The organism is Streptomyces sp. NPDC045899 (genome assembly GCF_056431485.1).
Map to the genome: position 1 here is coordinate 65329 of NZ_JBWKKP010000029.1, position 20303 is coordinate 85631.

General features: G+C 73.2%; 15 protein-coding genes. 9 read left to right on the forward strand and 6 right to left on the reverse strand.

Annotation, left to right across the window (positions count from 1 at the left end):
* The first annotated feature begins 61 nt into the window (after window positions 1-61).
* The gene (locus tag AC07FT_RS31470) at window positions 62-2581 is read left to right on the forward strand and encodes a protein kinase domain-containing protein (RefSeq protein ID WP_479179385.1); all 2520 of its coding nucleotides are present in this window, start codon (window positions 62-64) and stop codon (window positions 2579-2581) included.
* Here the strand turns inward: AC07FT_RS31470 and AC07FT_RS31475 are convergent.
* Window positions 2578-4173, reverse strand: coding sequence for a class I adenylate-forming enzyme family protein (locus AC07FT_RS31475; RefSeq protein WP_479179386.1), 1596 nt, complete (start codon window positions 4171-4173; stop codon window positions 2578-2580). The genes AC07FT_RS31470 and AC07FT_RS31475 overlap by 4 nt on opposite strands.
* A gap of 173 nt (window positions 4174-4346) precedes the next feature.
* Between AC07FT_RS31475 and AC07FT_RS31480 the strand changes: the two genes are divergently transcribed.
* The 3 genes from AC07FT_RS31480 to AC07FT_RS31490 all read left to right on the forward strand — a co-directional run bounded on the left by AC07FT_RS31480 (window position 4347) and on the right by AC07FT_RS31490 (window position 7603).
* On the forward strand, window positions 4347-5510 hold the full coding sequence (locus tag AC07FT_RS31480) for an acyl-CoA dehydrogenase family protein (protein ID WP_479179388.1): 1164 nt from the start codon (window positions 4347-4349) through the stop codon (window positions 5508-5510).
* Between the two features lie 7 nt (window positions 5511-5517).
* Window positions 5518-6591 carry an acyl-CoA dehydrogenase family protein gene (locus AC07FT_RS31485; RefSeq protein ID WP_479179389.1) on the forward strand — a complete coding sequence of 358 codons (1074 nt, stop codon included), beginning with the start codon at window positions 5518-5520 and terminating at the stop codon, window positions 6589-6591.
* 442 nt (window positions 6592-7033) lie between these two features.
* Entirely contained in the window at window positions 7034-7603 is a 570-nt protein-coding gene (locus AC07FT_RS31490) for an ATP-binding protein (protein ID WP_479179390.1), read from the forward strand.
* A 316-nt stretch (window positions 7604-7919) separates the two neighbouring features.
* Here AC07FT_RS31490 and AC07FT_RS31495 read toward each other — a convergent pair whose 3' ends face one another.
* Window positions 7920-8846, reverse strand: coding sequence for a cyclase family protein (locus AC07FT_RS31495; RefSeq protein ID WP_479179392.1), 927 nt, complete (start codon window positions 8844-8846; stop codon window positions 7920-7922).
* A 97-nt stretch (window positions 8847-8943) separates the two neighbouring features.
* Between AC07FT_RS31495 and AC07FT_RS31500 the strand changes: the two genes are divergently transcribed.
* The 4 genes from AC07FT_RS31500 to AC07FT_RS31515 all read left to right on the forward strand — a co-directional run bounded on the left by AC07FT_RS31500 (window position 8944) and on the right by AC07FT_RS31515 (window position 13729).
* Window positions 8944-9888, forward strand: coding sequence for an SDR family oxidoreductase (locus AC07FT_RS31500; protein WP_479179394.1), 945 nt, complete (start codon window positions 8944-8946; stop codon window positions 9886-9888).
* A gap of 87 nt (window positions 9889-9975) precedes the next feature.
* Window positions 9976-11175, forward strand: a complete 1200-nt coding sequence (locus AC07FT_RS31505; protein ID WP_479179395.1) for an acyl-CoA dehydrogenase family protein — start codon at window positions 9976-9978, stop codon at window positions 11173-11175.
* Window positions 11172-12650 (forward strand): aldehyde dehydrogenase family protein, encoded by a 1479-nt coding sequence (locus AC07FT_RS31510; protein WP_479179396.1) that lies wholly within the window; start codon window positions 11172-11174, stop codon window positions 12648-12650. Before AC07FT_RS31505 ends, AC07FT_RS31510 begins: the two co-directional genes overlap by 4 nt.
* A gap of 26 nt (window positions 12651-12676) precedes the next feature.
* On the forward strand, window positions 12677-13729 hold the full coding sequence (locus AC07FT_RS31515; protein ID WP_479179409.1) for a Zn-dependent alcohol dehydrogenase: 1053 nt from the start codon (window positions 12677-12679) through the stop codon (window positions 13727-13729).
* Here the strand turns inward: AC07FT_RS31515 and AC07FT_RS31520 are convergent.
* A complete protein-coding gene (locus AC07FT_RS31520) occupies window positions 13719-14768 on the reverse strand; it encodes a GlxA family transcriptional regulator (RefSeq protein ID WP_479179398.1) in 1050 nt (349 codons plus the stop codon). The genes AC07FT_RS31515 and AC07FT_RS31520 overlap by 11 nt on opposite strands.
* Window positions 14769-14892: 124 nt before the next feature.
* Between AC07FT_RS31520 and AC07FT_RS31525 the strand changes: the two genes are divergently transcribed.
* A complete protein-coding gene (locus AC07FT_RS31525; RefSeq protein WP_479179399.1) occupies window positions 14893-16251 on the forward strand; it encodes an MFS transporter in 1359 nt (452 codons plus the stop codon).
* Between the two features lie 65 nt (window positions 16252-16316).
* Here AC07FT_RS31525 and AC07FT_RS31530 read toward each other — a convergent pair whose 3' ends face one another.
* The 3 genes from AC07FT_RS31530 to AC07FT_RS31540 all read right to left on the reverse strand — a co-directional run bounded on the left by AC07FT_RS31530 (window position 16317) and on the right by AC07FT_RS31540 (window position 20293).
* Window positions 16317-16961 (reverse strand): flavin reductase family protein, encoded by a 645-nt coding sequence (locus AC07FT_RS31530; protein ID WP_471203373.1) that lies wholly within the window; start codon window positions 16959-16961, stop codon window positions 16317-16319.
* 121 nt (window positions 16962-17082) lie between these two features.
* On the reverse strand, window positions 17083-17907 hold the full coding sequence (locus tag AC07FT_RS31535; RefSeq protein ID WP_479179411.1) for an enoyl-CoA hydratase/isomerase family protein: 825 nt from the start codon (window positions 17905-17907) through the stop codon (window positions 17083-17085).
* 136 nt (window positions 17908-18043) lie between these two features.
* On the reverse strand, window positions 18044-20293 hold the full coding sequence (locus tag AC07FT_RS31540; protein WP_479179401.1) for an acetate--CoA ligase family protein: 2250 nt from the start codon (window positions 20291-20293) through the stop codon (window positions 18044-18046).
* Window positions 20294-20303: the final 10 nt, after the last annotated feature.

Consider the following 20303-nt stretch of genomic DNA (forward strand, 5'->3'; position numbering starts at 1 on the left):
CGTACTTGACGGTTTCCGGCTGTGCTGATGAGTGCGTGACATCCGTGCTCGGGGAGGCGTCGTGGACGAGTACGCCGGTCGGGTGCTGGCCGACCGCTATCGCCTGCCCCTGCCACCCGCGGACGAGTACGAGTTCGTCGAGACCCGCGCCTTCGACACCTACAGCGGGCAGGAAGTCCATCTGCGGCAGATACCGCTTCCGGAGGTCGTCGACGCCGAAGTGGTGGGCGAGGGCGACCGGGGCTGGACGGGCGGGAGCCTGGCCGACGGGACGGCGGCGGGCGCCGATCCGGCGGTACGGCGCGCGATGGTCGCCGCGACGGCGGCTGCCCGGCTCCCCGACCACCCACGGCTGGGACAGGTCTTCCATGTCTTCGCCGAGTCCGGCAGCCTGTGGATCGTCAGCGAACTGGTCGCGGGGCGTCCGCTCGCCGCGCTGCTCGCCGAGGGGACGCTCTCCCCGCACCGTGCCGCCGAGATCGCCAACGACATCCTGACCGCGCTGCGCGCCCTGCACGCCCACGGCTGGACCCATCGCAACATCACCACGCGCACCGTCCTGTTGTGCGACGACGGCCGCGCGATGCTGACCGGTCTGGCGGCCGGGGCCGCCGAGGAGGCGCTGTGCGGCTACGACCCGGTGCCGCCGCCCTCCGGCGCCGACGAGGACGACGCCCCGGCCGACGAACCGCCCCCGGCGATTCCCGCTCCCGCGGCGGCGATCCCCGCTCCGGCCGCGCCGTCGGATCCGGCGGCGGAGCGCGGTGCCGGACCGCGTTACCGGGACCAGGGCGTGGCCGGTGGCTTTCCCGGCCCGCGTACGGCCCCCGAGCGGGGCCCGGCGGGTGGCAACGGCGCAACGGGCGTTCCCGGCGGGCCCGGTGGCCCCACCGCGGTCGAGCGCGATCCGGGCATGCCCTGGCTGCCGGGGGCGCGGGAGGGCGAACCGGACCGTGGCGGGACCGATCCGCAGGGCGCGGCCGCGCGCGCGGCACGGGCCAGTGCCATCGCGGCGTACGCGGCGGGAGCGCGGGCCGCGGCCCGCGCGGGCGGCGAGTCCCCGGACACGTACGCGGACCCGTACGACGAGGCCGGATTCGACGAGGACGCGGAGGAGCGGGACCCGGGGCAGGACCTCGTCACCGACGGCGCGCCCTGGCCCGGCGAGCGGGAGGACGCCGGTCCGGGCACCGGTGGGGGTTCCTGGGACACCGACGGTGCTTCGGGCGGTACCGCCTCCGGCCGGGGTCCCGGCACCGCACTGGCCGCCGAACGGGCCCGGCAGGCGCGGATCGTCGTGGTGGGCGCGGTCACCGAACGCTGGGCGCCCGAGCAGGCGGTGGCGGTCCACGAGAACTGGCGGCTCGCGGCCCCCGTCGGCCCGGCCGCGGATCTGTGGGCGCTGGGCGTCCTGCTCTACCGCGTCGTCCAGGGCCATGCCCCGTACCCGGAGGACCACGCCGCCGAACTGGTTCAGATGGTGTGCGCGGAGGCCCCGGCATATGCGGAGGAGTGCGGTCCGCTGCGTCCCGTCGTGGAGTCGCTGCTGCGCCAGGACCCCACCGAGCGGCCGGACTTCGAGGAGCTGCGCGGCTGGCTGCGTTCGCTGATCCGTTCCGCGCCCGAACCGGATGTGGGCAGCCGCACCGTCACCGTGCCGTCGATCGGGCCGGGCGGTACGTCCGACCCCCGTCGGCTGCCGGTCGTGCGCCGGCGCGGCTGGCTGGTGCGCAGGGGGCGGGGCCGCCCCGCCCCGTCGGCCGCCGCGCACGGCCGCCACAAGCGCGCCAGACAGCCGCGGGAGCCCAGACCGCCGAGAGCGGCCCGGACGCCGCGTGAGGACCGTACGGCGGCACAGCAGCCGGTGCGGAGTACGGCCGAGGAGCCGCGCGAGCCGCGCAAGCTGGGCCGGGTGCTGTTGCTGCTGATACTGCTCGCGCTGGCTGCGGCGGTGCTCTACGCGACGATGTTCATGCCGCGTGACAAGGAGACCGGCGGCCAGGACCGTACCGGTTCGGCGGGCGCGCAGAGCACCGCGCCCACCGCTCCCCACGATCCGGCGGGATCCGCGTCGTCCGGCGCCGAGGGGGACTCGCCGGAGCCGCAGTCCACCCAACCGGCGGGGGTGGCGAAGGGCTTCGTGGTCCGCAAGGACCCCAAGGGCTTCAAGGTCGCGGTGGACGAGGACTGGACGCGGCGGGGGGAGAACGGGCGCGGGCAGGTCCGCTACCTCGGCGGTGACTTCGAGCTGCTGGTGGTGGCAGGACGGGACCGGGCGTCGGAGTTCGGCGGCGACCCCATGGCGTACCAGCAGAACCGCGAGGCGGAGCTCGCCGCCTTCCGCGGCTCCTCCTGGGCCTCGTCCTCGGGGCTGCGGCGGATCGACGTCGGCCGTACGGCCATGGCGGAGGGCGAGTTCAGCTGGCGGGACAGCAGCGGGCGCGATGTCTACGCCCGGAACCTCGCGATGCTGATCGACGGCCGGTACCACGTGGTGCTGGTGATCGGCCCGTCCGATGAACGCCGCGCGGTCGCCCGCTACTTCGAGCAGGCGACGGCGACCTACAGCACCACGGGCTAGACCGGCGGGGCCGAGGGCTCGGGGGCCGGGGCGCCGCCATCGAACCGCTCCCGCAGCCGGTACTTGAGCACCTTCCCGAGTGTCGGGTTGCGCGGCAGTGCGTCCACCAGCTCCAGCCGTTCCGGCAGCTTGTGGACGCTGAGTCCCGCGTCCCGCAGATGCGCGGTCACGGCCTCGAGCGTCAGCGGCGGGGCCCCCGCGGGCTGTTCGACGACGGCGCACACCAGCTCTCCACGGGCCGGGTCCGGCAGTCCGATCACGGCGGCGTCGCCCACGTCCGGGTGCCGGTACAGCAGTTGCTCGACCTCCTTGGCCGAGATGTTCTCGCCCTTGCGGATGATGATGTCCTTGGCCCGCCCGGTGAGGACGAGATGGCCGCCTTCCGTGAGGTGGCCGAGGTCGCCGGTGCGGAAGAAGCCGTCCTCGTCGAAGGCGTCCCGGGTCTGGGCCTCGTCCAGGTATCCGGCGCAGACCGCCGCGCCGCGCAGCCGTACCTCCCCGTCCACCACGCGGATCTCCATGTCCGCCGGGGGACGTCCCTCGGTGGTCGCCAGCAGGTCGTCGGTGTCGTCCGGTGACCCCATGGTGATCATGGGGGCTTCGGTCATGCCGTAGCCGTGGGTGAGGACGCAGCCCAGCTCACGGGTGACCTCGTAGTACAGCTCGGGCGGCTTGGGGGCGCCGCCGCCGGCGAGCAGCCGCAGGGTGGGGATGAGCGGGTGCGCCGGGTCCTTGCGCTGTTCGGCCAGGAACATCGCGTAGAAGGCGGTGCTGCCGCCCGCGGTCGTCACCCCGTGCCGCCGGTACGCGGCGAGCGAGCCGGGCAGCGCGAAGTGTTCGAGCAGCACGGCCGGAAAGCCGTGGAGGAGCAGCATCACGGTGTAGTCGGGTCCGGCGACATGGGCGTACGGGAAGGCCATGGAGCCGATGTCGCCGGGGCCGAGCCGCAGGGCGTGGGCGAGACAGGCCCCGGCGGAGATGAGGCTGCGGTCGGTGTGCAGGACGCCCTTGGGGTCGGAGGTGGTGCCGGAGGTCCAGTAGATCCAGCGCACCGCGGTCCCGTCGGCCGGGGGCGGCGGCAGCGTGACGGATTCGGGGTCGGCCTCGGGCAGGGTGTCGTACGCCTGGAGGACCAGCGGTGGTTCGGGCAGCGCGGCGGCGAGCCGACGGGCCAGGGCCGTGTGGTCGAACCCGCGCCAGCGCCCGGGGACGGCGAGGAAGCGCGCCCCGGACTCGCGCAGCGCGAACCCCACTTCGCGCTCGCGGTAGGAGGGGATCAGCGGGGACTGCACGGCGCCGAGGCGGGCCAGCGCCATGGTCAGGACGACCGTCTCGATCCGGGTGGGCAGCTGCCAGGCGACCCGCGTACCGGGGCGTACGCCCAGCTCGTGGAGACCGGCCGCGGTGCGCTCCGCGCGGTAGCGCAGGGCGCGGAAGGTGAGCCGCCGGTCCTGGCGGGGATCGTCGCCGGCCTGGATCAGGGCGGTGGCGTCGGGGGTGAGGGCGGCGCGCCGCTCCAGCAGCTCCCACAACGTCGCCGATCGCCCGAGCTCCTGGGCGGTGCTTCCGAGTTCACGCGCGGTGTCGGTCATCCCGGCCTCCCGTGGCACGCACTCGCCAAAGCTGACGATTAGTCAGATCGTGCCGGAAGCGTAGGGCTCCGGGCCTTGTCGGTCCAGAGGGTGCGGACTAGCCTTCCGGAGTCACGCTGATCTGACGTTCCATCAGATTCGCTCCATCAGAGGCGAAGGGCGGGCGGTGGCCGATGGATCTCTCCTGTACCGAGGACGAGGAGGACTTCAGGCACCGGCTGCGCGCCTGGCTGCGCCGGGTCCTGCCCGCGCTGCCGCCCCGTCCGGACCCCGCCGACTGGCCTGCCCGCCGCGCCTATGACTGCGGCTGGCAGCGCATGCTCCACGACGCCGGGTACGCCGGACTGCACTGGCCGCGGGAGGCCGGGGGACAGGGCGCCACCCCCACCCAGCACCTGATCTTCCTGGAGGAGACGGAGCGTGCGGGCGCCCCCTATGTGGGAGCCAACTTCGTGGGGCTGCTGCACGCGGGCCCCACCATCGCCGCCGAGGGCACGGCCGGGCAGCGGGCCCGCTGGCTGCCGCCCATCCTGCGCGGCGACGAGGTCTGGTGCCAGGGCTTCTCCGAACCGGAGGCCGGATCCGACCTGGCGGCGCTGCGCACCCGGGCGGTGCGGGACGGCGACGACTACGTCGTCAGCGGCAGCAAGATCTGGACCTCGCACGCGGAGGTCGCCGACTGGTGCGAACTGCTGGTGCGCACGGCGCCGGTGACCCCGGACACCCCCAGGCACCGGGGCATCTCCTGGCTCGCCCTGCCGATGGACGCGCCGGGGGTGACCGTACGGCCGCTGCGCACGCTCGCCGGGACCGCGGAGTTCGCCGAAGTCTTCCTGGACGAGGTGCGGGTGCCGGTGGCCAACCGGGTGGGTGCGGAGAACGACGGCTGGCGGGTGACCATGGTGACCCTGTCCTTCGAACGCGGCACCGCCTTCGTGGGCGAGGTCGTCGCCTGCCGCCGGGTTCTGGAGTCCTTGGCGCGGACGGCGCGGGCCAACGGCCGCTGGGACGACCCGGTCCTGCGGCGGAGGCTGGGGCGGCTGGCGGCGGACTGCGCGGCCCTGTGGCGGCTCACCCAGTGGAACGTGAGCGAGGCGCAGCGCACGGGCGGGGTGCCGGGTGTCGGCGGCTCGGTCTTCAAACTGCGCTTCTCCCAGGTGCGGCAGGAGCTGTACGACGCGGCCGCCGAGGTGCTGGGGGCGGACGCGCTCGACGCGGGGCGGGAGTGGGTCGTGGACCGGCTCTCGTCGTTGTCGTACACGATCGCGGCCGGGACCTCGCAGATCCAGCGGAACATCGTGGCCGAGCGGATCCTCGGCCTGCCGAAGGGGCGGTGACCGGACCGTGGACTTCTCGCTCACCGAGGACCAGCGGGCGCTGCGGGCGGGGATGCGCGAGCTGATGGAACGGCGCTTTCCGCGGTCGCGGCTGCGGGCGGTGGTGGACGCGGAGGGCGTCGGGGGTGCTGCGGCCGGGGAGGGCGCGGGTGCGGGTGCGGTCGACCGGGGGCTGTGGCGGGAGCTGGGGGCGGCCGGGTTCTTCGCGCTGCGGCTGCCGGAGGCGGCGGGCGGGGTGGGGCTCGGACTGCCGGAGGCGGTGCTGGCCTTCGAGGAGGCGGGCCGGGCCCTGCTGCCGGGCCCGTTGGCCGCGACGCATCTGGCGGCGGGTCTCGCGGCCACCGGTGCGCCGGTCGCGGGTGCGGCCGGAGGGGAGGCCGTGGTGACGGCGCTCGACGCGGCGGGCGCCGGGCAGGGCGGCGCGGTGCTGGTCGAACATCTGGCGTCGGCCGACGCGGTGCTGGTGCTCGGCGAGGGGGACGCCGGGATCCGCACCGCCAAGGAGATCGGTTCGTCGGCCGAGGCCGTCCGGTCCGTGGACCCGGCCACCCCGCTGCACCGGGTGTGCGGGGATGCTGCGCCGGCGCCGGCCGGGGAACGGTCATCCGGGGAGCGCGGGGGAGGCGCGGGGTGCGGGACCGCCGCCCGGCTACGGCGCGAGGCGGCCCTGTTGACCGCCGCCCAGCAGCTGGGCAGCGCGGTGCGGACGGTGGAGACGGCGGTCGCCCATGCCCGGGAGCGGGTCCAGTTCGGCCGGGCGATCGGTGCGTTCCAGGCGGTCCAGCATCTGTGCGCGTCCATGCTGGTCCGCGCGGAAACAGCCAGAAGTGTGGTGTACGCGGCCGCGGTCACCGAAGACCCGGGGGACATCGCCGCCGCCGTATTGCTGGCGGATGAGGCCGCTGTCCGTAATGCCCGCGATTGTCTGCAAGTCCACGGCGGGATGGGTTTCACCTGGGAGGCTGATGTCCATCTGCATCTGAAGCGGGCGTGGGTGAGGGCCGAGCAGTGGCAGACCGCCGCGGCGGCCGAGGAAGAACTCGCCGCTGGTCTGATGTCGACCGGTGCACGATGTTTGTAGCCGAGCTCAGGGGATACGCCTGAATTGTTGGGATGTCGCAATCTTCGGGGAAGTCCCTGGGCTTAGAGGTGACCGAGCGTTGATACCGGGTTGTTTCCTAGGCGTGACTCGTCACAGGGGGGAGTCGGGCCCGTGCTCGGGTACTCTCCGTTGGGTGCGAGCGCTTATGGGGTGCGAGAAACCCGGTGTTGCCCGTGGGGCGACTCCGGGCATGGCGATGTGCCCCGGTCGCGCGGGGTGTGCGGCGCTCCGGACTCGATGTTCGAGTCCGCGTACTGCGCGTCGCACAGTATGCCCCACGCATACTCCTTGGCGCTGGAATATGACCGAAGCGCTTGTTGGGGTGACTGTACGTCAACCATGCTGTCTCGCAAGGGAGTCACGGTCCGTGACCTCTTGGAGGTACGAGGCGATGTGTCCGCCGGTTCGGATGGTGTGAGCGGTGCAGGTGCTTCAGATGCAGATGGAGGTCAAACCAGACCCCGCGGAGGTGAGCAGGGCCCGTCGATGGGCGCGCTCGCGTCTCGCCGGTTCCGGGATCGCGGCCGATGAGGCGCTGGCCGATACGTTGGTCCTGCTGATTTCCGAGCTGGTCACCAACGCGGTGGTGCATACGGGCTGTCCCGCGGTGCTGCGGATGCTCTTCCCCGCACAGTCCGCCGCGGGCGGAGGTGCCGGGAGCGGCGGCGGTGGGAGCGCGGCCGGTGGCGGTGGGGCGTTCACCGGCAAGGGGCCGGGCTATGAGACGGTCCGGGTCGAGGTCGCGGACGCCAGCACCCGGGCGCCGCGGCAGCGCTGTGCCGATGAGGAGGCCACCAACGGCCGTGGCCTGGAGCTGGTCGACGGACTCGCCGACCGCTGGGGCTGGCAGCCGGAGGGCGCGGGCAAGCGCATCTGGTGCGAGATCGACCGCGGTCGGCGGGACGATCCCTGCCTGGCCGCACACGGCACCGCTCACGCGCCCTCACATATGGGGCGGACTCGACAAAGTCCAGACCAGGTGTTGACGTGACGTGGTCGGTTGATCACTCTAGGATCAGCGATTCGTCGCGAGGGGACGTCGAGGGCGTTGGTGACTCTGTGGGCTCTGTGTCCAGGGAGTCGTTCCTCGGCGAGTGCGGGTCGCGGCCCGGCGGCTGAACAGGGCTCAGCGCCGGAGCCGGGTGGCGGTGCGCGGTGCCGTGCTCGGGGTGTGCATCGGCGCACCGCCGCCCGTTGACCCGCCCGCCCCCTCGCGCCGTTCCGGCGTGCGCCGCGCGGCCGTGACGGCCGCGGGGCGGAGGCGTTCGCGATGGCCGCAGGGTCGCGGGCCGGTGATCGCGGGGCCGTCAGAGGATCGCCACGGGGGCGACCGGGGAGCCCGTTCCGCCGGTGAACGGCTCGGGTGTGGCCGACAGCAGAAACGTGAAGCGGCCCTCGTCGGCGCAGACCGCCGACAGTTCCTCCAGGTTCCAGTTCTGGCCCTGCAGCATCCCCATCTCGACGAGGTCGAGGGCGTGCACGGGCAGCCACAGTTCCTCGATCTCCGGCGGGAAGATCTCGAAGGTGAGCGTGTCATTGGCGACCGCCGCCACGTCCCGTGCGTGGAACCACTCCGGGGTGCGGATCGACAGTCCGGGTGAGGGGAACGCATAGGCCTCCCTGTCACCCGCCAGACAGCGCTGGATCTGACCGGTCCTGATGAGCGCGATGTCGCCGGAGCGCACTCGCACCCCGGCCAGCTCCTCGGCGGCGTCGAGGTCTTCGGGGGTGACCGGGTGTCCCTCCGGGAGCCGGTCGGTGCCGCGGGCGCGGGCGACGTCGAGCAGCACACCGCGGGAGACGATGTGGCGCGCCGTGTCGATCCCGCTGAACGCGGCGCGGGCGTGGGCGGTGACGGAGTCGGCGGGGCGGCCGTTGTAGATCCTGCCGGAGTGCGAGACATGGGTGAGCCCGTCCCAGTGGGTGCCCGCCTGGAGCCCCATGGTCACCGCGTCGTCGCTGGTGGCGACCGTGCCCGGGCCGAACATCTCCCGGTTGACGGCGACCATGGTGTGCAGGGGATTGATCCGCCCGGGGATCATCCCGGTCTGTACGCCGTCCTCGCGCAACGGCACCGCGAGGGGGACGCGGTGGCCGGTCCGTATCGTCGCCGCGGCGTTCCGGACCACCTCGTCGGTGATCAGGTTGAGGGTGCCGATCTCATCCGCGGCCCCCCAGCGGCCCCAGTTGTTGACGCGCTTCGCGATCTCGTGGAACTCGGCCGGCAGCGACATGGCGTCTCCTCCGTGGTTTCCGTTCGGGGGCTTGTACTCGGGCCGCCTCTGCTCAAAAATCTAACGGACCGTCAGATACTCCGGGAGGGGACGCGACGTGGGCAACTTCTTGGACGGCAAGGTGATCGCCGTCACCGGGGCCGGGCGCGGCATCGGCCGGGCCGTGGCCCTCGCCTGCGCGGCCGAGGGAGCGAAGGTCGTCGTCAACGACTACGGGGTCTCGATCGAGGGGGCCGAGCCCAGCAGCGAGGTCGCCGAGGCCGTGGTCAAGGAGATCGAGGCGATGGGGCCGAACGGCACGGGCACGGGCGCCGGCACGGGCGGTGAGGCGGTCGCCGTCGCCGACGACGTCTCGACGATGGCCGGTGGTCAGCGCGTCGTGGACACCGCGCTCGCCCGGTTCGGCAGGCTCGACGGAGTCGTCTGTGTCGCCGGGATCCTGCGCGAGCGGATGCTCTTCAATATGACCGAGGAGGAGTGGGACCCGGTCGTCGCCACCCACCTCAAGGGCACCTTCACCGTCTTCCGGGCCGCCGCGGCCGTGATGCGCGGGCAGCGCTCCGGCACCCTGATCGGCTTCACCAGCGGCAACCACCAGGGAAGCGTCGCCCAGGCCAACTACGCCTCAGCCAAGGGCGGGATCATCTCCCTGGTCCGCAGCGCCGCGCTGGGGCTGCACAAGTACGGGGTCACCGCCAACTGCGTGGCCCCGGTCGCCCGCACCCGGATGTCCGCCAACGTCCCGATGGAGCTGACGGAGATCGGCGAACCGGAGGACGTCGCGGCGCTCGTGGTCTATCTGCTGAGCGAGCGCGCCCGCGCCGAGCGGATCACCGGGCAGGTCTACACGATCGCGGGTCCCAAGATCGCGGTCTGGGCCCAGCCCCGGGAGCTCCGCGCCGGATACACGGAGGGTGCCTGGACCCCCGAGAAGATCGCCGATTTCCTCCCGGGCACCGTCGGCACCGATCCGATGCCGATGCTGGCGCGGCTGGAGGAGATGGCCCGGGCAGCCGCGGACAACCAGCGCCCCAACGCCTGACCCCACCGAGGAGAAACCCCACCGGGGAGGACCCCACCGGGAACCACTCCGCCGTCGGGAACGGCCACATCGGAGAGGGGAGAGGTCGTGGACTTCGCTTTCGGGGCGGAGGACGAGCGGTTCCGCGGTGAGGCGCGGACCTGGCTCGACGAACAGGTCACCGGCCGGTTCGCGGCCCTGCGCGGACTGGCGCCCGGAGAGGCGGGCCGGGCGGCCGCCCACCGGGAGTGGGAGCGCGCGCTCGGTGCGGGCGGCTGGATCGGCCTCGGCTGGGACCGTACGCACGGGGCCTACGGGAACCGGGCCGCCACCCTGACCCAACAGGTGGTCTGGGCCGAGGAGTACGCCCGGGCCGGGGCGCCCGCACGGCTCGGGCACATCGGTGAGAACCTCCTCGCGCCCACTCTGCTCGCCTACGGCGACGCTGCCCAGCGCTCACGGTTCCTGCCCGCCATCGCGCACGGCGAGGAGCTGTGGTGCCAGGGCTACAGCGAACCGGGTGCGGGCTCGGACCTCGCCGGGGTGCGGACCCGCGCCGTCCGCGACCCGGGCGGGGGCGGCTACCGCATCACCGGGCAGAAGATCTGGACCTCCCTCGCCCAGGAGGCGGACTGGTGCTTCGTACTGGCGCGCACCGAGCCGGACTCACAGCGCCACCACGGACTCTCCTTTCTGCTGGTGCCGATGGACCAGCCGGGACGGATCGAGGTACGGCCGATCCGGCAGATGACCGGGACCGCGGAGTTCAACGAGGTGTTCTTCGACGGGGCCGTGGCCCGCGCCGAACACCTCGTCGGCGGCGCGGGCCACGGCTGGCAGGTGGCCATGGGCCTGCTCGCGGTGGAGCGCGGGGTCTCCACCCTCGTCCAGCAGATCGGCTTCGCCCAGGAGCTGGGCCGGGTCGTGGAACAGGCCCTGGAGACCGGGGCCGCCCGCGAACCCGTACTGCGCGACCGGCTGGTGCGGCAGTGGGCCGAGCTGAAGGTGATGCGCTGGAACGCCCTGCGCACCCTCGGCGCCGCGCGGGACCCGGGCGCGCCCAGCGTCGCCAAGCTGCTGTGGGGCGGCTGGCACCAGCGCCTCGGCGAACTGGCCGTCGAGGTCAGGGGTGCGGCGGCCGCACTGGGCCCGATGTGCTGGACCGCGGAACACCCCTATGAACTCGACGCTTCCCAGCGTCTCTTCCTCTTCTCCCGCGCCGACACCATCTACGGCGGTTCGGACGAGATCCAGCGCAACATCATCGCCGAGCGGGTACTCCACCTCCCCAAGGAAGCACGCCGATGACCACAGACCGGCAGAGCGGGTACGGACACTGGATCGACGGCGCCTGGCGGGCGCCCGGTCAGGGGCACTACCCGGTGCTCAACCCCGCCACCGAGGAGACCGTCGGCCACGCCCCCGAGGCGGCCGAGGCGGATGTGGACGCCGCGGTCCGGGCCGCCCGCGCCGCGTACGACGGCTGGTCGCGCACCGCCCCACGGGAGCGCGCCGCCGTACTCGACCGCGTGGCCGCCCTGCTGACCGAGCGCTCCGCGGACCTGGTGCCCCTGCTCCAGGCGGAGACCGGCGCGACGCTGCGCGTCACCTCGGCGCTGCAAGTGCCCCCGGCCGTCGACCGCTTCCGCCGCTACGCGCGCGGCGCCGTCGAACCGGTCACCCTGCCGCTGGCCCCGCTGCCCGTGGCCGCCACCCCGCTGGCGCCCGGCGGGCTCATCGGGGCGGCCGCGGTCCGCCGCCCCCTGGGTGTCATCGCCTGTATCACCTCCTACAACTTCCCTCTAGCGAATCTCGCGGGCAAGGTCGCCCCGGCCCTGGCCATGGGAAATACGGTCGTGGCCAAACCGGCCCCGCAGGATCCCCTGTGCTGTCTCGAACTCGGCCCGCTGCTGAAGGAGGCCGGGCTCCCGGACGGTGCCTTCAACGTCGTCACCGGCTCGCGCCCGGTGGTGGGCGAGGCGCTGGTCGCCCACCCCGGTGTCGACATGGTCAGCTTCACCGGATCCACCACCGTGGGGAAGAAGATCGCCGAATCCGCGGGGCGGTCGATGAAGCGCACCCTGATGGAACTCGGGGGCAAGGGCGCGGCCATCGTCCTGGGGGACGCCGACGAGCGAGTGATCGCGTCGGCGGTCGGGGCGGTCGGTTCGACCTTCTCCTTCCACAGTGGGCAGATCTGCACGGCGCCGACCCGCGTGCTCGTCCATCGATCGCTGTACGAGAAGGTCGTCGCCGCACTCACACATTACGCAGAGTCACTCAAGATCGGTGACCCTGTGGATAACTCCACGGTCGTCGGTCCGTTGATCTCCGCAGCCCAGCGCGACCGTGTCGAGGCCCACCTCGCCGGAGCCCGTGAACAGGGCGCCCGCATCGTCACGGGCGGTGAACGCCCCGCCCTCAAGCCCGGTTTCTACGCGGCACCCGCCCTCGTCGCCGACGCCGACCCCACGATGACCATCGCCCGGGAGGAGGTGTTCGGCCCGGTCGTCGTGGCCCTGCCGTTCGACGACGAGGACGAGGCGGTGCGGATCGCGAACGGCACCGCCTACGGCCTCCACGACTACGTCTTCAGCGCGGACGCGGGCCGCGCCTGGTCCCTCGCCGCCCGGCTGCGCAGCGGGAACGTGGGCGTCAACACCGCACAGCGCCACCCCGAGACCCCCTTCGGCGGGTTCAAGGAGAGCGGAGTGGGCCGCGACGGCGGCTCGTTCGGACTGCACGCGTACAGCGAACTCCAGTCGGTCGTCTGGGCCTCATGAGAGCGGTCAGAGGGAGTGTGATGAGGATGCGAGGCGTCGTCTTCGACGGCACGGAGCCGCGGGTCGTCGACGACCTGGAGGTCCGCGACCCCGGCCCCGGTGAGGTGCTGGTGCGTGTCGCCGCCGCCGGGCTCTGCCACAGCGATCTGTCGGTCATCGACGGCACCATCCCCTTTCCCGTCCCGGTCGTCCTCGGCCACGAGGGGGCCGGGGTGGTGGAGGCGGTGGGGCCCGGCGTCGGCCATGTGACCCCCGGCGACCACGTCGCGCTCTCCACCCTCGCCAACTGCGGGACCTGCCCGGACTGCGACCGTGGCCGCCCCACGATGTGCCGGGCGGCGATCGGCCGGCCGACCCGGCCGTTCTCCCGCCCCGGCGGGCAGCGCCTGTTCAACTTCGCCTCGAATTCGGCCTTTGCTGAATGCACTCTGGTCAAAGCCGTTCAGGCGGTGAACATCCCCGAGCAGATCCCGCTCACCTCGGCCGCCCTCATCGGCTGTGGCGTGCTCACCGGTGTCGGCGCCGTGCTCAACCGCGCCCGGGTGGACCGCGGGGAGTCCGTCGTGGTCATCGGTGCCGGGGGGATCGGTCTCAATGTGCTCCAGGGGGCCCGGATCGCCGCGGCCTCGACCGTGGTGGCCGTCGACTCCAACCCCGCCAAGGAGCCCCTGGCCCGGTACTTCGGCGCGACCCACTTCGTCCCCTCCGCCGAGGCGGCCCGGGAGGTCCTGCCGGCCGGCGCGGACCACGTCTTCGAATGCGTCGGCTCCACCCAGCTCATCCGGCAGGCCGTCGACCTGCTCGACCGCAACGGCCAGGCGGTGCTGCTCGGCGTTCCGCCCGCCGACGCCGAGGCGTCCTTCCAGGTCTCCTCGCTCTACCTGGACAAGTCCATCCTCGGCTGCCGCTACGGGTCCTCCCGCCCCCAGCGCGACATCGCCCTCTACGCCGACCTCTACCGGCGGGGCAGACTGCTGCTGGACGAACTGATCACCCGCAGCTATCCGGTGGAGGACTTCGCCAAGGCCGCCGACGACGCCCACCACGGGCGGGTGGCACGGGCCGTGCTCACCTTCTGACGCGCCCGTCACGGGAGTCATCAGGCGTCCCGCCACCGGGGACGACGGCCGCGCCCCCGGTGCGGAACGTGCGCCGGTAGACCGTCGGCGAGACCCCCAGCGCCGTCTGGAGGTGCTGGCGCAGCGACGCGGGCGTGCCGAAGCCCGCGTCCCGCGCGATCCGGTCCACGGACAGATCGGTGTCCTCCAGCAACTGCCGCGCACGCTCGACCCGCTGCGCCACGAGCCACTGGCCGGGGCTGACCCCGGTCTCCTCACGGAAGCGCCGGGTGAAGGTCCGTACGCTCATCGCCTCCTGGGCGGCCAGCTCGCGCAGCGTGAGCGCACGGTCCAGACGGCCCAGCGCCCAGGCGCGTGCCGCCGTCGTGGTGGCCTGCTGGGGCTCGGGGAGCGGACGGCGGATGTACTGCGCCTGACCGCCGTCGCGGTGCGGCGGCACCAGGCTGCGCCGGGCGACGTCGTTGGCCACGGCCGTACCGTGGTCGCGGCGCACGATGTGCAGGCACAGATCCACACCGGAGGCGACACCGGCCGAGGTGAGCACGTCGCCGTCGTCCACGAAGAGCACGTCCGGGTCGACCGCGACGTCGGGGAAGAGCTGCTGGAAGTGGTCGGTGTTGTGCCAGTGGGTGGTGGCCGGACGGCCGTCGAGCAGACCGGCCGCCGCGAGCACGTACGAGCCCGTGCAGATGGACACCCAGCGGACACCGGGCCGGGCATGGGTGAGCGCCTCGGCGAGCGGTGCGGGCAGCCTGCCCTCCTCCATCACCGGACCGAGCTCGAGTGAGGCGGGCACCACGATGGTGTCGGCCCCGGCCAGGGCCTCCGGTCCCCGTTCCACGGTGATCGGGAAGTCGGCATCGGTCTGCACCGCACCGGGCTCGGGGGTACAGGTCAGCACGTCGTAGAGGGGGAGACCCTCGGGGGAGCGGGCCCTGCCGAAGATCCGGTAGGGGATGCCGAGTTCGAAGGGGATCACCCCGTGCAGGGCGAGCACCACCACGCGGTGGCGCCGTTCGGTCGACTCCGGCCGGGACATCCGCCACCTCCTGAGCGAACGGTCACATCACGGGCCATGACGGGCCATGGCTCTGGCCCGATCCTAGCGAATGCTGTCCCACGGGCCACTCGCTCGCCGCGGCCGCCCCGCCGATCCTGTTCGGGTGACGCAGACAACCGGACTCCCCCGAGCCTCAGAGCAGCATGAGCCGCGGCCCGCGGAGGCCTCGCGGCGGGCGCCCCGCGGACGGCTCCCGTTCCGCACCCCGCACCGGGCCTGGCTGGTCGCCGCCGTCACCTTCGTGACGATCATCGGGGCGGCCGGGTTCGCCTCGCTGCCGGGTCTGCTGATCGAGCCGCTCCATGAGGAGTACGGCTGGTCACGCGGCACCATCGGCTTCGCGGTCTCCGTCAATCTCGCCCTCTACGGGCTCACCGCGCCGTTCGCGGCGGCCCTGATGGATCGCTTCGGCGTCCGCAAGGTCGTCGCCGCCGCCCTGCTCGTGATCGCCGCGGGCGGCGGGCTGACGGTCTTCATGACCGCCCCCTGGCAGCTCGTCCTCTGCTGGGGCGTGCTGGTGGGCCTCGGCAGCGGCTCCATGGCGCTCGCGTTCGCCGCGACCGTCACCAACCGGTGGTTCGTCGCCCGGCGCGGACTGGTGACCGGCATCCTCACCGCGGGCGGGGCCTCCGGCCAGCTGGTCTTCCTGCCGCTGCTCTCCTGGATCGTGGAACACCACAGCTGGCGTCCGGCCGCCGTGACCGTCGCGCTCGCCGCGCTCGCCATCGTGCCGCTGGTCTGGCTGCTCCTGCGCGACTACCCCTCGGACGTGGGACTCCCGGCCTACGGCGCCCAGGGGCCGCCCGCCCCGCGGCCCGAGCCGCGGCGGGGCGCGGCCCGGCGCGCGGTCAGCGCGCTCGTCTCCGCGGCCCGCGGCGGCACCTTCTGGCTGCTCGCCGGGACCTTCGCGATCTGCGGGGCCTCGACCAACGGTCTGGTCAAGACCCACTTCGTCCCGGCGGCGCACGACCACGGGATGCCGGTGCCGACCGCCGCGACCCTGCTCGCCGTCATCGGGGTCTTCGACATCCTGGGGACGGTGGCGTCCGGCTGGTTCACCGACCGCTTCGACGCACGGCGGCTGCTGGCCGTCTACTACGCGCTGCGCGGGGTCTCCCTGATGTTCCTGCCGATCCTGCTGGCCGACGCGGTGCATCCACCGATGATCTTCTTCATCGTCTTCTACGGACTCGACTGGGTCGCCACCGTGCCGCCGACCATGGCCCTGTGCCGGGAGCGGTACGGCGAGGACAGCGCGATCGTCTTCGGCTGGGTGCTGGCCTCCCACCAGGTGGGGGCGGGGCTGGTGGCCTTCCTCGGCGGCGCGGCGCGGGACGCGTTCGGCTCCTACGATCTCGTCTGGTACGGCTCGGGGGCGCTGTGCGCGGTGGCGGCCCTGATGGCGCTGGTGATCCGGCGGTCCGCGCCGGCCGCCGCCGAGCCGGTGCCGTCCGCCGGCTGATGGCTGGGCTGACGGCTGACGGCGCTGCGCGCGCGGGCCGTCGTCCCCGAAGGGTGCCCGGGGCGCTACGACGCCGGGGTGAACGCCCCGAACCCGCCCCGGTGGAACAGCAGCGGACCCGTCCGCGCCGCCGCGTCGTCCGTGCCCAGCGCGCCCACCCGGCCGACGACGACCAGGTGGTCGCCACCGGTGTGCACGGTGTGCACCGCGCAGTCGATCCACGCCGGAACGCCGGTGAGCCGGGGCGAACCGGTGGCCGGGGACGGTTCATGGGCGACGCCCGCGAACTTGTCCGGCCGGACGGACGAGCTCACCGCGAAGCCCCGGCACAGCTCGCCCTGGTCCGCGCCCAGGACGTTGACGCAGAAGACCCCGGCGCGGGCGATCCTCGGCCAGGTGGTGGAGGTGCGCGCGACCATGAAGGCGATCAGCGGTGGGGCCAGGGACAGCGAGGTGAACGACTGGCAGGCGAAGCCCGTCGGACCGTCCTCGTCGGTCGTCGTGATCACGGTGACACCGCTCGCGAAGTGACCCAGCACCCGGCGGAATTCGGCAGGACCGAACGGAAGGCGCTCATCCGCCCCGATGCAGCGCAGTTCGGGCGGGGGCAGCGGGTCCACCGTGCGGGGAGCCGACGTCGGTGAGCCGACCGCGCGCAGGTAGCGGACGGCGGTGGCGGCCATACCGGCATGTCCCATCATGTGTTCCATTGAATCTGATGGAGCATCAGATCGGAAGGGATATGAAGCGCCCGCTCACCGGGACCGGCGCCACCGGGACCGGCGCCACCGGGACCGCCGCTCACCGGGACCGGCGGCGCCAGGACACGGCCTAGCGGCCCCGGTAGTCGGGGGTGCGGCGTTCGGTGAACGCGCGGACGCCCTCGTTCGCGTCGTCCGTCGTCATGTTGATCTCCTGGGCGGTCGCCTCGGCGGCGAACGCGGTGGCCCGGCACGCGTCGAGCGAGGCGTTCACCAGCGCCTTGGTGAGGGCGATGGCGCGGGTGGGTCCGGCGGCCAGCCGCTCGGCCCAGGAACGGGCGGTGGCGGCCAGCTCGGCGTCCGGGACCACCCGGTTGACCAGGCCGAGCCGTTCGGCCTCCGCGGCGGGCAGCCGGTCGCCGAAGAACAGCAGCTCCTTCGCCCGCTGCGGTCCGGTCAGCCGGGGCAGCAGATAGGTTCCGCCGCCGTCGGGGACCAGGCCACGGCGGACGAACACCTCGATGAACGTGGCCGATTCGGCCGCCAGCACCAGATCGCAGGCGAGCGCCAGATGGGCGCCGAGCCCCGCCGCCGTACCGTTCACGGCGGCGATGACCGGCTTCTCGCAGTCGAGCACCGAGGCGATCAGCCGTTGCGCCCCCGACCGGATCAGCCGGGCCACATCACCCGGGATCCGCTCGCCCCGCGGTCCGTTCGCCGACGGACCGCGCAGATCGGCGCCCGCGCAGAAGCCCTTGCCGGTGGCGGTGAGCACGACCGCCCGGACCGCCGGGTCGCCCGAGGCGCCCTCGAACAGGGAGATCAGTCGTTCCCGCTGGTCAGGGGTGATGGCGTTCAGCGCGGCCGGACGGTTCAGGGTGATCCACGAGACGCCGTTGTCAGTGGCGTGCCGTAGAACGGAGTCGAGGGAGTCTTCGGGGGAGGGAGACATCATGGGGAAGCTCCGGACATCGGTGTGCTCGGCGGGGTGGACGGGTGCGGTGGGGTGGACCGGCGCCACCGGGCCGTGCGGGCGCACCGCGCCCATGGGACCGGCGGGACCGCCCGTGGGGCCGACGGGACCGGGGGGTTCAGCGGCAGATCGCGAGCGCGTCCAGCGCCACCGCGCCCTGGCCGCGTTCCAGCACCATCAGCGGGTTCACCTCGAGTTCTGCGAGGTCGTCGCCGAGTTCCAGGGCCATGCGCTGGACCCGCAGCACCACCTCGACCAGGGCGTCCACATCGGAGGGGGGAGCGCCGCGCACACCGTCGAGGAGGCCGCGGCCGCGCAGTTCACCGAGCATCGCGCGGGCGTGGTCCTCGCCGAACGGAGGGACGCGTACGGCGGTGTCCTTCAGGACCTCGACGAGCACACCCCCTACACCGACGGTCACGGTGGGGCCGAAGAGCGGATCGTGGCTGAGGCCGACGACCATCTCCACCCCGCGCTCGACCATCTGGCAGACCAGGACGCCGTCGAGGTCGACGCCTTCGAAGCGGGCGATGTCGGTCAGCTCGCGATAGGTGTCACGGACCTGGCTGGCGGAGGTCAGCCCCAGCCTCACCAGCCCGAGTTCGGTCTTATGGGCGAGTTGCGGGGCGGACGCCTTCATCACGACCGGGTAGCCGACCAGCCCGGCGGCGCGGACGGCGGCCGCGGCGCTGGTCACCAGCTGCTCGCGGGGCACCCGGATGCCGTAGGCACGCAGCAGTTGCTTGGCCGCGTGCTCGCTCAGCTGCTCTCCGGGCCGTATCAGCCCGCGCACCTTGCGCACCGCGGGGGAGGGGGTGCGCGGGGCGTCGTCGAAGGGGGAGCGGTAGCCGGTGGTGAAGCGGTGGTGGTCCAGATAGGCGCGTACGGCGGTGACGCAGTTGCCGAAGGTGCGGAAGGTCGCCACCCGGGAGGAGCCGAGCAGGGTGGTGCGATAGGCGTCCTCGGTGCCCACGGGCGAGCCCCAGATCACGCACACCAGTTTGTCGGTCTGCTCGGCCGCGGCCACCAGGTCCTGGGCGAGCCGGTCGCTCATGGGCGGGAAGGGGCCGGTGATCGGACAGATCAGCACCCCCACGGACGGATCGGCGAGGATCGCGTCGATGATCTTCCGGCCGCGCCAGTCGCCGACCGGATGGCCGCCGTTGTCCACCGGGTTGGCCACGTTGAGGTCGGCGGGTATCCACTGGTGGAGTTCGGTCTGCTTCTCGGCGGAGAGGGCGGGCAGGGGCAGTCCGGCCGCGGTGGCCAGATCGGCGAAGTGGGCCCCGGTGCCCCCGGAGATCGAATACACCACCACGCCCTCGGCGCGCGGGGGCCGGGCCCGGGCCAGTAAGGCGGCGGTGTCCTGGAGTTCGTCCAGACCGTCCACCCGGATCACGCCGTACTGCCGCATGGCCGCGTCCACCACCGCGTCCGCGCCGGTGAGCTTGCCGGTGTGGGAGGCGGCGGTCCGGGCGCCGGTCTCGGTCCGGCCCACCTTCACGGCGACCACGGGAACCTTGGCGCGGGCGGCCCGGTCGGCGGCCAGCAGGAAGCCGCGGCCGTCCTTGAGCCCCTCCGCGTACAGGGCGATGGCGCCGACCTCGGGCCGGGTGGCGAAGTAGGAGATGAAGTCGGCCGACTCCAGGTCCGCTTCGTTGCCGGTCGGGGCCCAGTGGCTGAGCCGGATGCCGAGTTCCTGGAGGGTGAAGACGGGGCGGCCCTGGTGGCCGGACTGGGTGATCAGGGCGATGGCGGGTCCGTCCAGGTCCTCGCGGAACTCCTCGAAGGCGTTGAGGTTGGTGTTGGGCCCCAGCAGTCGCAGTCCGGCGTGGCGGGCCGCGGTGGCCAGCCGCTCCTGGGCGGCGGCGCCCTCGGGCCCGGTCTCGGCGAAACCGGAGGCGAAGACGACGGCGAACCTCACCTTGGCCCCGGCCAGTTCCTCGATGACCGGGAGGGGATCGCGGACCAGCAGGACGGCGAGGTCGACCGGTTCGGACAGGTCGGCCACGGAGGGGACGCAGGGAATGCCGAAGACGGACGGACGGGAGGGATGGACGGGGTGCAGCCGGGCGCCGACGCGTTCGGCCCAGGCCACGAGCTGCCGGGTGATTCCGGTGTTGGGGCGGCCCTCGGCGTCGGACGCGCCGATGAGCGCCATCGACTCGGGGCGGAAGAACCGGTCCAGGTCGGGGACGGCGGCGTGCAGCGGGCGGCCGCTGACGTCCCGGTCCACCGCCTCCTCGGCGCTCCCGGCCCCCGCGGCGCCGGTGTGGACGTGGACGGTGGGGCCGGGAGCCCGTCCGCAGGCGACGGCTCGGGCGTGACGGGAGTTGGTGGTGAGGGTGCCGTGAGTCGATCCAAGCATCGGTGTCCGC

Bases quoted from the DNA above. Each gene is read 5' to 3' on its own strand.
- AC07FT_RS31480 (WP_479179388.1), top strand. From the start codon at position 4,347: ATGGATCTCTCCTGTACCGAGGACGAGGAGGACTTCAGGCACCGGCTG.
- AC07FT_RS31510 (WP_479179396.1), top strand. From the start codon at position 11,172: ATGACCACAGACCGGCAGAGCGGGTACGGACACTGGATCGACGGCGCC.
- AC07FT_RS31515 (WP_479179409.1), top strand. From the start codon at position 12,677: ATGCGAGGCGTCGTCTTCGACGGCACGGAGCCGCGGGTCGTCGACGAC.
- AC07FT_RS31475 (WP_479179386.1), bottom strand. From the start codon at position 4,173: ATGACCGACACCGCGCGTGAACTCGGAAGCACCGCCCAGGAGCTCGGG.
- AC07FT_RS31530 (WP_471203373.1), bottom strand. From the start codon at position 16,961: ATGGAACACATGATGGGACATGCCGGTATGGCCGCCACCGCCGTCCGC.
- AC07FT_RS31520 (WP_479179398.1), bottom strand. From the start codon at position 14,768: ATGTCCCGGCCGGAGTCGACCGAACGGCGCCACCGCGTGGTGGTGCTC.
- AC07FT_RS31495 (WP_479179392.1), bottom strand. From the start codon at position 8,846: ATGTCGCTGCCGGCCGAGTTCCACGAGATCGCGAAGCGCGTCAACAAC.
- AC07FT_RS31540 (WP_479179401.1), bottom strand. From the start codon at position 20,293: ATGCTTGGATCGACTCACGGCACCCTCACCACCAACTCCCGTCACGCC.
- AC07FT_RS31535 (WP_479179411.1), bottom strand. From the start codon at position 17,907: ATGATGTCTCCCTCCCCCGAAGACTCCCTCGACTCCGTTCTACGGCAC.